General features: G+C 70.9%; 9 protein-coding genes and 4 pseudogenes. 7 read left to right on the top strand and 6 right to left on the bottom strand.

Features of this window, described 5'->3' with window-relative positions; genetic code table 11:
• Positions 1-116: 116 nt before the first annotated feature.
• The 5 genes and pseudogenes from ACIBNA_RS12790 to ACIBNA_RS12770 form a co-directional block, all read right to left on the bottom strand.
• Positions 117-221 (bottom strand): annotated as a pseudogene (locus ACIBNA_RS12790) (LAETG motif-containing sortase-dependent surface protein); the annotation flags it as partial.
• 67 nt (positions 222-288) lie between these two features.
• Entirely contained in the window at positions 289-1,380 is a 1,092-nt protein-coding gene (locus ACIBNA_RS12785) for an amidohydrolase family protein (protein WP_399165225.1), read from the bottom strand.
• Positions 1,381-1,401: 21 nt separating this feature from the next.
• The gene (locus ACIBNA_RS12780; RefSeq protein ID WP_399165224.1) at positions 1,402-2,190 is read right to left on the bottom strand and encodes an amino acid ABC transporter ATP-binding protein; all 789 of its coding nucleotides are present in this window, start codon (positions 2,188-2,190) and stop codon (positions 1,402-1,404) included.
• Positions 2,187-2,762 (bottom strand): annotated as a pseudogene (locus ACIBNA_RS12775) (amino acid ABC transporter permease). Before ACIBNA_RS12775 ends, ACIBNA_RS12780 begins: the two are co-directional and overlap by 4 nt.
• Positions 2,759-2,860 (bottom strand): annotated as a pseudogene (locus ACIBNA_RS12770) (ABC transporter substrate-binding protein); the annotation flags it as partial. The pseudogenes ACIBNA_RS12770 and ACIBNA_RS12775, both read right to left, overlap by 4 nt.
• Before the next feature lie 149 nt (positions 2,861-3,009).
• Between ACIBNA_RS12770 and ACIBNA_RS12765 the strand changes: the two are divergent.
• From ACIBNA_RS12765 to thpD, 6 genes are all read left to right on the top strand, one after another.
• Entirely contained in the window at positions 3,010-4,110 is a 1,101-nt protein-coding gene (locus ACIBNA_RS12765; RefSeq protein ID WP_399165223.1) for a pyridoxal-phosphate-dependent aminotransferase family protein, read from the top strand.
• 42 nt (positions 4,111-4,152) lie between these two features.
• Positions 4,153-4,692, top strand: a complete 540-nt coding sequence (locus ACIBNA_RS12760; protein WP_399165222.1) for a DinB family protein — start codon at positions 4,153-4,155, stop codon at positions 4,690-4,692.
• A gap of 338 nt (positions 4,693-5,030) precedes the next feature.
• A complete protein-coding gene (gene ectA / locus ACIBNA_RS12755; RefSeq protein WP_399165221.1) occupies positions 5,031-5,537 on the top strand; it encodes a diaminobutyrate acetyltransferase in 507 nt (168 codons plus the stop codon).
• Between the two features lie 52 nt (positions 5,538-5,589).
• A complete protein-coding gene (gene ectB, locus ACIBNA_RS12750) occupies positions 5,590-6,861 on the top strand; it encodes a diaminobutyrate--2-oxoglutarate transaminase (RefSeq protein ID WP_399165220.1) in 1,272 nt (423 codons plus the stop codon).
• Positions 6,862-6,903: 42 nt separating this feature from the next.
• The gene (locus tag ACIBNA_RS12745) at positions 6,904-7,302 is read left to right on the top strand and encodes an ectoine synthase (RefSeq protein ID WP_030251860.1); all 399 of its coding nucleotides are present in this window, start codon (positions 6,904-6,906) and stop codon (positions 7,300-7,302) included.
• A gap of 16 nt (positions 7,303-7,318) precedes the next feature.
• Positions 7,319-8,218 carry an ectoine hydroxylase gene (gene thpD, locus ACIBNA_RS12740; protein WP_399165313.1) on the top strand — a complete coding sequence of 300 codons (900 nt, stop codon included), beginning with the start codon at positions 7,319-7,321 and terminating at the stop codon, positions 8,216-8,218.
• A 278-nt stretch (positions 8,219-8,496) separates the two neighbouring features.
• Here thpD and ACIBNA_RS12735 read toward each other — a convergent pair.
• A pseudogene (locus ACIBNA_RS12735) lies at positions 8,497-9,250 on the bottom strand (glycosyltransferase family 2 protein); the annotation flags it as partial.
• Positions 9,251-9,643: 393 nt separating this feature from the next.
• Here ACIBNA_RS12735 and ACIBNA_RS12730 point away from each other — a divergent pair.
• Positions 9,644-12,094 carry a SpoIIE family protein phosphatase gene (locus ACIBNA_RS12730; protein ID WP_399165219.1) on the top strand — a complete coding sequence of 817 codons (2,451 nt, stop codon included), beginning with the start codon at positions 9,644-9,646 and terminating at the stop codon, positions 12,092-12,094.

The raw sequence follows: 12,094 nt of genomic DNA, 5'->3' as shown, positions 1-12,094 counted from the left end.
GGGGACGGCGGGACAGCAGGACGCTGGTGACAACGACCCAGAGCCCGGCACGCTCCCAGAGGCCCCCACGCCCCGCCATCCGGGCCCGGGCCCGGAGATCGGCCCCGGCGGCGCTCCGGAACCACCGCTCCTGCGCCCGCGACGAGCAGGGCGATCGCGTCGCCCACGAGGTACGGGGTCGTAGAGCCGCCGCCCGTCTCGGCCAGGCGCTTGCCGATCACGGTCACCGAGCCCGGCAGAAGGGCTGTCCGCCGTTCACCCCGCCCAGGCGGGTCCGAACGACAAGCCCTACCCGACCACGCGCCCGTTCAGCACCACCCGGCGCGGCGCGGCCAGCACGCCCACGTCCTTCCGCGGGTCCTCGTCGTAGACGACCAGGTCGGCCGGGGCGCCCTCGTCCAGGCCGGGGCGGCCGAGCCAGGCCCGGGCCGTCCAGGTCCCCGCGGCCAGCGCCTCGACGGGCGGGATGCCCGCGGTGACCAGTTCGGCGACCTCGGCCGCCGCGAGGCCGTGGGCGAGTCCACCGCCCGCGTCGGTGCCGACGAAGACCGGGATGCCGGCGTCGTAGGCGCCCCGCACGGTGTCGTAGCGGCGCTCGTGGAGTCGGCGCATATGGGCCGACCAGCGCGGGAACCGGGCCTCGCCGCCGTCGGCGAGCTGCGGGAAGGTCGCGATGTTGACCAGTGTCGGGACGATGGCGACGCCCCGTTCGGCGAACAGCGGGATGAGGTCCTCGGTCAGGCCCGTCGCGTGTTCGATGCAGTCGATGCCCGCCTCGACGAGGTCCTGGAGGGAGTCCTCCGAGAAGCAGTGCGCGGTGACCCGGGCGCCCAGCCGGTGCGCCTCGGCGATGGCCGCCTCCACCGCACCGCGCGGCCAGCAGGCCGACAGGTCGCCGAGGTCCCGGTCGATCCAGTCACCGACCAGCTTCACCCAGCCGTCGCCGCGCCGGGCCTCCTGGGCGACGTAGGCGACCAGGTCGTCCGGCTCGATCTCCCAGGCGTAGTTGCGGATGTAGCGACGGGTGCGGGCGATGTGCCGCCCGGCACGGATGATCTTCGGCAGGTCGTCGCGGTCGTCGATCCAGCAGGTGTCGGAGGGCGAGCCCGCGTCGCGGATCAGCAGCGTGCCCGCGTCCCGGTCGGTCAGCGCCTGCTTCTCGGCGACGTCCTGCGGGACCGCGCCGTGCCGGTCGAGTCCCACGTGGCAGTGCGCGTCGACGAGACCGGGCAGGGCCCAGCCCCTGACGCTACGGATGTCGCGGGCACCGGCGGGACGCTCGTAGGAGATCCGGCCGTCGACGACCCACAGCTCGTCGCGGACCTCCTCGGGCCCGACGAGCACCCGTCCCTTCACGTGCAGCACCGTGCGATCGCTCATGTACGGCACCCTAGTCAGCCGCTAGTCGGCCTTGCCCACCTGGTCCGAGGTCTCCTCCTCCACCTCGGCCATGGCGGGGTCGAGGAGGCGGGAGAGGAAGTGGCGGGTGCGCTCGTGGCGCGGGTTGCCGATGACCTGCTCGGGGGTGCCGTCCTCGACGATCACGCCGCCGTCCATGAAGACGACCCGGTCGGCGACCTCGCGGGCGAAGGTCATCTCGTGGGTGACGACCATCATCGTCATGCCCTCGTCGGCGAGCATGCGCATCACCGCGAGGACGTCCCCGACGAGTTCGGGGTCCAGCGCCGAGGTCGGCTCGTCGAACAGCATCACCTCGGGGCCCATGGCCAGGGCCCGGGCGATGGCGACGCGCTGCTGCTGGCCGCCGGAGAGGGAGGGGTAGGCCACCGCCTTCTCGGACAGGCCCACGCGCGCCAGGTTCTCGGCGGCCACCTTCGCGGCCGCCGTCTTGTCGCGGCGCAGCACACGTCGCTGCGGCAGCGTGAGGTTCTCGGTCACCGTCAGGTGCGGGAACAGGTTGAACTGCTGGAAGACCATGCCGATGCGGCGGCGGACGGCGTCGATGTCGACGTCCGGGTCGGTCAGTTCCGTACCGCCGACGAACACCTGGCCCTTCGTCGGCTCCTCCAGCAGGTTCACGCAGCGCAGCAGCGTCGACTTGCCGGAGCCGGACGGGCCGATGACACAGACGACCTCGCCCCGGCCGATCTCCAGGTCGATGCCGCGCAGCACCTCGTTGGCGCCGAACGACTTGTGCAGCGCGCGCACCTCGATCTCGGGTCGGCTCATGTGACGGCCTCCTGGGCCTTCGCCTCCATGCGGCGTACGACGAAGCCGAGCGGGATCGTGACCAGCAGGTAGCAGAGTCCGGCGCAGCGAGGAGTCCTTGAACAGCAGCACCAGTTCGTTGGTGAGCGGCGGGAGGATGATCCGGAACGCCTGCGGGATGACGATGGAGATCATGGTCCGCGCGGGCGAGAAGCCGAGCGAACGGGCCGCCTCCATCTGCCCCTTGGGCACGGCCTGGATGCCGGCGCGGATCGTCTCCGCCATGTACGCGGCGGCCACCAGGCCGAGCGCGAGGGCGACCTTGCCGCACGTGCCGCCGATGATCTCGGTGCCGGGGAAGGCCAGCGGCACGGCGACGCCGATGAAGATGAAGATCAGCAGGGCGGGCAGACCGCGGAAGATCTCGATGTAGACACCGGCGAGCCAGCGGTACGGGCCGACGGAGGACAGCCGCATCAGCGCGATCACCATGCCGAGGGCCAGCCCCACGGCGAAGCCGAGAGGCTGCGCTTCTGCCGCCGGGTGAGGCCCTTCTTCTTCGGCTGGACTTCGGGCGTGGCCGTGTCGGTCATGAGGCGGCGGGCGACGCGGCGGACTCGTCGTACGGGCCGATCCACTGCTCGTACAGCTTCTTGTACGTGCCGTCGGCCTTGGCGTCCTCGATCGCCTCAGCAGCCCGGCCGTAGCGGTGGTGGCGATCCGATGGCTGCGGAGCCGTCGGGCCTGGGAAGTCACCGGTCGAAGAGGGCCGGGACGCGGCGGTTACGCTCGTTCCCGTTGTTCCCGCGAGTTGTCCCCGCACGTGAAGAGAGTGCCACCGTGACGCATCCGTTTCTGGACCTTGCCCCGCTCGGTGCGGACCGTTTCGCCGCGATCGAGGACCGTGTGGCGCGGCTGCTGAGCACCGAGCAGGACGTTGTGATCATGCAGGGCGAGGCGCTGCTGCCGCTGGAGGGCGCGATCCGTGCCGCGGCCGCTCCGGGCACGACGGCCCTGAACGTCATCACGGGCCCGTACGGGCAGACCTTCGGGGACTGGCTGCGGGACTGCGGGGCGACGGTGGTCGATCTGGCGGTGCCCTTCCACGCGGCGGTCACGGCCGAGCAGATCCGGCAGGCCTTCGCCGAGCACCCGGAGATCGACTTCGTGTCCCTGGTGCACGCGGAGGCGGCGACCGGCAACACCAATCCGGTCGCGGAGATCGGCGAGGTGGTGCGGGAGCACGGGGCGCTGTTCTACCTGGACGCGGTGGCGTCGATCGGTGCCGAGCCGGTGCTGCCGGACGCCTGGGGCGTGGATCTGTGCGTGATCGGGGCGCAGAAGGCGATGGGCGGGCCGGCCGGGGTGTCGGCGGTGTCGGTGAGCGAGCGGGCCTGGGCGCGGATGGCGGCGAACCCGCGGGCGCCGCGCCGGTCGTATCTGTCGCTGCTCGACTGGAAGGAGCGGTGGATCGACGGCGGCCGCAAGGCGCTGCCGCACGCTCCGGCGCAGCTGGAGATGCTGGCGCTTCAGGCGTGCGTGGAGCGGATCGAGGCGGTGGGGCCGGCCGCGGTGATGGCCCGGCATGCGTCGGCCGCGGCTGCCACGCGGGCCGGTGCGGTCGCGCTCGGTGGCGGGCTGGAGCCCTATGTGTACGAGGCCCGGGACGCGGCGCCCGTGGCCACGACGCTCCGGGCGCCCTCCGGGGTGGTGGCGTCGGAGCTGGTGGCCAGGGCGCTGGAGGCTGACCCGGCGGTGCCGGTCGCCGCCGGCGGGGGTGCGTTGGCCAAGGAGATGATCCGGGTCAATCACTACGGGGCCGACGCGACGCCGGGCGCTGTGCGGGCGAGTCTGGCGGCGTTGGGCGTTGCGCTCTCCGAGCGGGGGCTGTCGGTGGATGTGGAGGGGGCGCTGCGGGCGGCCGAGGAGGCCTGGCGGTAGTCGGGGCCCGCCGTTGTCAGTGGCCCGTGCCATGCTCCCGGCATGACCACCAACTCCCCCGCCGAGACCCCCATCACCCTTCCCGACGGCCGTCCCGTCCCGCATCTGACCGGTGACGAGCGGGCCATGCTGGAGAGCTGGCTGGACTTCCACCGGGCCACGCTGGAGCTGAAGTGCGCCGGGCTGGACGACGCGCAGGTGCGGACCGCGTCGGCCGAGCCGTCCGCGCTGACGCTGCTCGGGCTGGTGCAGCACCTCGCCGAGGTCGAGCGGAACTGGTTCCAGCGGGTGGCCGCCGGGCTCGACGTGCCGCCGGTGCATGAGGACGGCACCGGCTACACGCTGGACCCGGGGCGGGGGCTCGACGAGGCGCTCGGGATCTGGCGGCGGGAGATCGCGCGGGGGCGGGAGCTGTGCGCGGGGCTGCCGCTGGACCACATCGGGCGGGTCGCCGAGGGGCCGGTGCCCGGGATGGAGGTCAGCATGCGCTGGGTGCTGATTCACATGATCGAGGAGTACGCCCGGCACAACGGTCATGCCGATCTCCTGCGGGAACGTATCGACGGAGTGACCGGGGCCTGAATTAAACGTGTTTCCGAGACGACTCGCATGTAAGCTGGCACACAATTAGGAATTCTTCCAAGAACAGCTTCCCGTATTCTTCTGCCCGCTTTCTCTGATCCTAAACCCAAAGATTTTGAGGATACCTGGAGAAGGAATTCGGGCGGATCTCGTGGCGATTACACGGCTGTGACGCGTTACACACCGTGACTGCTTTGCCCGGTATTACCCGGACAATACCGGGCATCTTGCCGCCGTTTGGCGCGAACCCTCGCGCCCGCGCGATAACACAGGCCTGGCTCATACGTAAGCCCTATCGGCGATGCAATTTCGAATTTCGCTGGGTAAGTTCAATTCGCATGACTGCCGTACAAGCAGATCCGCAAATCGACCGCCCCACGGTGGCTGACGGAGCCGCGCTCTGGCGGATGGCGAAGGACTCGAAGGTTCTCGACCTGAACTCGTCCTACAGCTATCTGCTGTGGTGCCGCGACTTCGCGGCCACGTCGGCCGTAGCGCGTGACGAGCACGGCGAGCCGATGGGTTTCATCACCGGGTACGTGCGGCCGGACAGCCCGCGCACCCTGCTGGTCTGGCAGGTGGCCGTGGACGAGGCGCACCGCGGGCGCGGGCTGGCCGCCGCCCTGCTCGACGGTCTGGTCGCCCGGACCGCCGCCGAGCGCGGGGTGACGACGGTGGAGACCACCATCACCCCGGGCAACACCGCCTCGGAGCGCCTGTTCACGTCCTTCGCCGAACGGCACGGCGCCCGGCTGGAGCGCGAGGTGCTGTTCGACACGGCCGTGTTCCCCGACGGGCCGCACGACGCCGAGGTCCTGTACCGCATCGGCCCGCTGTCCCGCTGACTTCTCCCCTGACTCCCTCAGACTTCCCCCACGCACCGAGGAGCGATTCGTCGTGACCATCACCCAGCCCGACCTGAGCGTCTTCGAGACCGTTGAGTCCGAGGTACGCAGCTACTGCCGCGGCTGGCCCACCGTCTTCGACCGTGCGGTGGGCAGCCGCATGTACGACGAGGACGGCCATGAGTACCTCGACTTCTTCGCCGGAGCCGGGTCGCTGAACTACGGGCACAACAACCCCGTCCTGAAACGCGCCCTGATCGACTACCTGGAGCGGGACGGCGTCACGCACGGGCTCGACATGTCGACCAGCGCCAAGCGCACGTTCCTGGAGGCCTTCCAGAACCTGCTGCTGCGGCCGCGCGACCTGCCGTACAAGGTCATGTTCCCGGGCCCGACCGGCACCAACGCCGTGGAGGCCGCGCTGAAGCTGGCGCGGAAGGTGAAGGGGCGCGAGTCGATCGTGTCCTTCACCAACGCCTTCCACGGCATGTCGCTGGGCTCGCTGGCCGTGACCGGCAACGCGTTCAAGCGGGCCGGCGCCGGTATCCCGCTGGTGCACGGCACCCCGATGCCGTTCGACAACTACTTCGACGGCACCGTCGAGGACTTCCTGTGGTTCGAGCGGCTGCTGGAGGACCAGGGCTCCGGCCTCAACAAGCCGGCGGCCGTGATCGTCGAGACCGTGCAGGGCGAGGGCGGCATCAACGTGGCCCGGCCCGAGTGGCTGCGCGCCCTGTCCGAGCTGTGCGAACGCCAGGACATGCTGCTGATCGTCGACGACATCCAGATGGGCTGCGGTCGTACGGGCGCCTTCTTCTCCTTCGAGGAGGCCGGGATCGTGCCCGACATCGTCACCGTGTCCAAGTCCATCAGCGGCTACGGCCTGCCCATGTCGCTGTGCCTGTTCAAGCCGGAACTCGACATCTGGGAGCCGGGCGAGCACAACGGCACCTTCCGCGGCAACAACCCCGCCTTCGTCACGGCCACCGCGACCCTGGAGGCGTACTGGGCCGACGGCTCCGCGATGGAGAAGCAGACCCGCAAGCGCGGTGAGCAGGTCGAGCAGGCCATGATCTCCATCACCGAGGAGAACCTGGCCGACGTCAAGGAGTACCGGGGCCGCGGCCTGGTGTGGGGCCTGGAGTTCCACGACAAGGACCGCGCTGGCAAGGTCGCCAAGCGCGCCTTCGAACTCGGCCTGCTCATCGAGACGTCCGGGCCGGAGAGCGAGGTCGTGAAACTGCTCCCCGCCCTGACCATCACGCCCGAGGAACTGGACGAGGGCCTGTCGACACTGGCCCGTGCCGTCCGCGAGACCGCCTGACCGAGCAACCGGCACCACCCATCTAGGAGGCATCGCAGCACCGTGATTGTCCGTTCGTTCAAGGAGATCGAAGGTACCGACCGGCACGTGAAGTCGGCGTCCGGCACGTGGGAGAGCAAACGCATCGTCCTCGCCAAGGAGAAGGTCGGCTTCTCCCTGCACGAGACGATCCTGTACGCGGGTACGGAGACGTCGATGTGGTATGCGAACCACATCGAGGCCGTCGTCTGCGTGGAGGGCGAGGCCGAGCTCACCGACCACGAGACCGGGCAGTCGTACACCATCACGCCCGGGACCATGTACCTCCTGGACGGGCACGAGAAGCACACGCTGCGGATCAAGAAGGACTTCCGCTGCCTCTGCGTCTTCAATCCGCCCGTGACCGGACGGGAGGACCACGACGAGAACGGCGTTTACCCGCTGCTCACCGAGGAGGTGTGACGTTTCCATGACCGCCATCACCGACACCACCACCGGTATCCCCGACCTGTACCCCAGTCGTGGCGCCACCGAGGTGCTCACCCCGCGCCAGGACCCGGTCGTCTGGGGCGCTCCCGACGCGCCCGGTCCGGTCGCGCCGGCCGACCTGCTGTCCTTCGAGCGTGACGGCTTCCTGGCCATCGAGGAGCTCATCAGCGACGACGAGGTCGCCGTCTACCGCAACGAGCTGAACCGGCTGGTGAACGACCCGGACATCCGCGCCGACGAGCGGTCGATCGTCGAGCCGAAGTCCCAGGAGATCCGCTCGGTCTTCGAGGTCCACAAGATCAGCGAGGTGTTCGCCAGGCTGGTGCGGGACGAGCGGGTCGTCGGCCGGGCGCGGCAGATCCTCGGCTCGGACGTCTACGTCCACCAGTCGCGGATCAACGTCAAGCCGGGCTTCGGGGCCAGTGGCTTCTACTGGCACTCGGACTTCGAGACGTGGCACGCCGAGGACGGTCTGCCGCGGATGCGCACGGTGTCGGTCTCGATCGCGCTGACCGAGAACTACGACACCAACGGCGGGCTCATGATCATGCCGGGGTCGCACAAGACCTTCCTCGGGTGCGCGGGGGCCACGCCGAAGGACAACTACAAGAAGTCGTTGCAGATGCAGGACGCGGGCACGCCGTCGGACGACGCGCTGACCCTGCTGGCCTCGCAGCACGGCATCAAGTTGTTCACGGGCAAGGCCGGTTCGGCGACGTGGTTCGACTGCAACTGCATGCACGGCTCCGGCGACAACATCACGCCGTTCCCGCGCAGCAACGTGTTCATCGTGTTCAACAGCGTGGAGAACACGGCGGTGGAACCGTTCGCGGCGCCGGTGCGGCGACCGGAGTTCATCGGGGCGCGGGACTTCACGCCGGTGCGGTGAACCGACACCCCGGCTGACCAGGCAAAAGACAGCCGCGGGTCAGGTCCGCGACGTGCCGGAGGAGCACGCTTCCTCCGGCACGCGGCCCGGCTCTGCAACGCCCGTAAAGCAGTCGGACCCGCCTCCGCCCGAGGGCGTGCGGGTCCGACTGCTTACGGCTGTCACCGGCGTTCTGCGGCTATACACGGGCTGTCCGCGGGCTGGTTTTCCGGGCTTAGGCGGCGCCCGAGAGGCGGTGGGTCTGCAACGGAAAGCTCGTACTGGACGTCGGATCAGGCCCTGGACGTAGTCAGCAGGACCCACCCGCCCAGATGGACGGGGATGAGCGCGAGCGGCAGCCGGCAGCGCACGAGCCACACCCTGTTCCGCGCGTTGACCCAGTAGTAGATGGCGTGCCGGGCGGGCGACGTCTTCGGGTACTGGAGGAGCAGTTCGGGCGCGTACAGGATCCGCCAGCCCGCGTCGGCGGCGCGCCGGGCGAGGTCGGTCTCCTCGTGCGCGAAGAAGAACTCGGCGGGCCAGTCACCGATCTCGTCGAGCATGGCCATCCGCAGTGCGTGGCCGCCGCCGAGGAACCCGGTGACGTACCCGCCCCGCAGCGGGTCCGACTTACCGATCCGCGGCACGTGCCGCTGCTACGTCTCGCCGAACTCGTCGGCGATGCGGAAGCCGGCGATGCCGAGCCGGTCGTCGGCCGCGTACAACTCCTGCACGCGGCGCAGCACATCGGCGTCGACCAGCAGACCGTCGTCATCGAGCTCGACGACGTCGACGTCCCCGAACTCCCGCAGCCGGGCGAGGGCCGCGTTCCGCCCGCCGGGGCAGCCGAGGTTCTCCTCGAGCTCGATCGAGGTGACCTCGCCGGGCAGTGACAGCCGCCGGGCGAACTCGGGCAGCGGGCAACCGTTGCCGACGATCACGATCCGCTCGGGCGGCACGTCCTGCTTTGGCCACGGACTCCAGCAGCGCATCGACCTCGGGCCGGTTGCCCATGGTCACCACGGCGACGGCGATCCTCGGCGGCGCCGCCATGTCCTCACCCCGATCCCGTCCTTCCGCATGGCGTCGGCGAGGTCACCGACGACCCCGGGCGCCTGGGCGACCGGTTCGGCGCACTCCCGGTAGAAGGCGACGGTGACGTCCGCCCGGCGCGGGCCACCGGGGGGACGTCGCAGTCGTCGGGCAGCCCCGGGATGTTCCACCCCGGCGGAGCGTGCCGGAGCCGCACCCGGTGCCCCGCCCTGATCCCGATCTTCCTCGCGAGCAGCGCACCGGCGTACCCGCCGCCCGTCCTGCCCGAGTCGCCCACGTCACCAGCGTCCCGCCGATCACGACAGGCACACCGATCCGATCCGACTTGTCCGATGCTTTTGCGGCGCGCACGCTTGGACTGTGATTCACCTCACAAGTCCGAATTGAGCAAGGATGGCCACTTACGATCAGACCCTTGGTCACAACGGGTGGTCAGTCAATGCCGCGACAGCCACCATCAGCCTGGGGGGCATCGTCACGGGGTGGAGCGAGGGTGCCCGGCTCCTGCTGGGTTACCGCGCCCCGGAGGTCGTGGGACGCGCCGCGGCCGACCTCCTCTTCGCTCAGGAGCCCCCCGAAGCGGCCGGGCTCGTGCTGGTCGCCTCACGGGAGTGGAGCGGCACCGCACTGCTCCGGCACCGGGACGGCCGACGCGTCGAGCTGACCCTGCACGCCCATCCGTCGCTGGGCGGCGACGGTGCGGCCCAGGGGTTCGTCGTGACCGCCACGACGGCTCCCGCCGAGTCGGAGCACGACCGCAGGATGGTGGAATGGGCATTCGCCCAGTCCTCGATTCCGCAGTCCACCTACACCGCCGCGTCACGCTCATGGCTGCTGAACGCGGCGGCGGAAGCGGACGTACAGGAGCGCACGGGCCCGGGCGGGGCAGCGCGGCCGGACGGGGCTCCCTCGGTGCCTTCCCCGGCCCCCCCGGGGGAGGCCGGCGACGACGAAGGGTTCCTGCGGTGCGTTCGCCGGGTCGCCGAAGAGGCCGGGCCGATGCGCTACGAACGCGTCGCCCCGGCTCCGCCCGCCGCCTCCGCCGGGCAGCGCGCCTGGATCACCGAACTGTGGCCCGTGCGGGATCCCGCCACCGGCGAGGTGGTCGGCGTCGGCACCGCGACGTTCGACAGCAGCGAGCAGCACTCGGCGCGTCGGCGACTGGCCCTGCTGAACGAGGCGGGCACCCGCATCGGCACCACGCTGAACGTGACGCGCACCGCCCGGGAACTCGCCGATCTGGCCGTTCCGCGGCTCGCCGACTTCGTCAGCGTGGATCTGCTCGACTCCGTGACGCGCGGGGAGGAACCGGTCTCCGGGCCGGTCGACGCGGCCGTGGTGCTGCGCCGGGTCGCGCACCAGTCCTCCGCCGACGGGGTGCCCGAGGCCGCCGTCGACCTGGGCGCGATCGACACCTACCCCCCGTTCTCGCCCCCGGCCCGCTCCCTGGCCGGTGGACACCCCGTGCTCAGCGGCACGGACGATCCCGACTTCGCGCGGTGGATCGACGAGAGCGAGACGCGAAGCGCCCGCGTCCGGCAGTACGGCTTCCACTCGGTCATGGCCGCCCCCCTGCGGGCCCGGGGCGTCACGCTCGGAGTGGCCGTCTTCGCCCGCACCGCCGGCTCCGCTCCCTTCCAGCGGGACGACCTGATCCTCGCCGAGGAACTCGCCGGCCGGGCGGCCGTCGGCATCGACAACGCCCGCCGCTACACCCGCGAGCGGACCAACGCCCTCACCCTCCAGCGCAGTCTGCTGCCGCGCGATCTGCCCAAGCAGGCGGCCGTCGAGGTGGCGTACCGCTATCTGCCGGCCGGCACGGGCGCCGGGGTGGGCGGCGACTGGTTCGACGTCATCCCCTTGTCGGGCACCCGCGTGGCCCTGGTCGTCGGTGACGTGGTCGGACACGGCATCCACGCCTCGGCCACCATGGGACGGCTGCGCACCGCGGTGCGCACCCTCGCCGACGTCGACCTGCCGCCGGACGAACTCCTCACCCACGTCGACGACCTGGTCATCCACCTCACCTCGGACGACGACGCCGCGGTCCGCGACGAGCCGTACGCCGGCGAGATCGGCGCGACCTGCCTGTACGCCGTCTACGACCCGGTGTCCCGCGTCTGCACTTTCGCCAGCGCCGGCCACGTCCCGCCCGCCCTCCTGCTGCCCGACGGCACGGTCAGCATCGTCCGGCTCACCCCCGGCCCGTTGCTGGGCGTCGGCGGCCTGCCCTTCGAGCCCACCGAGCTGGAGCTGCCTGAGGGAAGCCTGCTGGCCTTCTACACCGACGGCCTGATCGAGGCGCGCGACCACGACGTCAACCTCGGCCTCGAACGGCTCTGCGAAGCCCTGGCCTCCCCCGTTCCCTCGCTGGAGGTCACCTGCGACGCCGTCCTCAAGGCCCTGCTGCCCGACAGCCCCGCCGACGACGTGGCCCTGCTCCTCGCCCGCTCCCGGGCCCTGCACACCGACCAGGTGGCCGCCTGGACCCTGCCGGCCGACCCCGCGATCGTGGCCGACGCCCGCGCCCAGACCGCCCGCCAGCTGGCGGCCTGGGGACTGCAGGAGGCGGGGTTCGTCACCGAACTGGTGGTGAGCGAGCTGGTCACCAACGCCATCCGCTACGGCGCCGTACCGATCGGGTTGCGGCTGATCCGGGACCGGACCCTGATCTGCGAGGTGTCCGACGCCAGCAGCACCGCCCCCCACCTGCGCCGCGCCCGCACCTACGACGAGGGCGGACGAGGGCTGCACATGGTCGCCCAGCTCACCCAGGGCTGGGGCACCCGCCAGACCCCGACCGGCAAGACCATCTGGGCCGAGCAATCCCTCCCGGTCGGCTGA

This window comes from Streptomyces sp. NPDC050164 (genome assembly GCF_044459945.1).
GTDB classification, from domain to species: domain Bacteria; phylum Actinomycetota; class Actinomycetes; order Streptomycetales; family Streptomycetaceae; genus Streptomyces; species Streptomyces coeruleorubidus_A.
This window is presented reverse-complemented; position numbering and strand designations above follow the sequence as displayed.

Bases quoted from the DNA above. Each gene is read 5' to 3' on its own strand.
- ACIBNA_RS12780 (WP_399165224.1), bottom strand. From the start codon at position 2,190: ATGAGCCGACCCGAGATCGAGGTGCGCGCGCTGCACAAGTCGTTCGGC.
- ACIBNA_RS12785 (WP_399165225.1), bottom strand. From the start codon at position 1,380: ATGAGCGATCGCACGGTGCTGCACGTGAAGGGACGGGTGCTCGTCGGG.
- ACIBNA_RS12760 (WP_399165222.1), top strand. From the start codon at position 4,153: ATGACCACCAACTCCCCCGCCGAGACCCCCATCACCCTTCCCGACGGC.
- ACIBNA_RS12730 (WP_399165219.1), top strand. From the start codon at position 9,644: ATGGCCACTTACGATCAGACCCTTGGTCACAACGGGTGGTCAGTCAAT.
- ectA (WP_399165221.1), top strand. From the start codon at position 5,031: ATGACTGCCGTACAAGCAGATCCGCAAATCGACCGCCCCACGGTGGCT.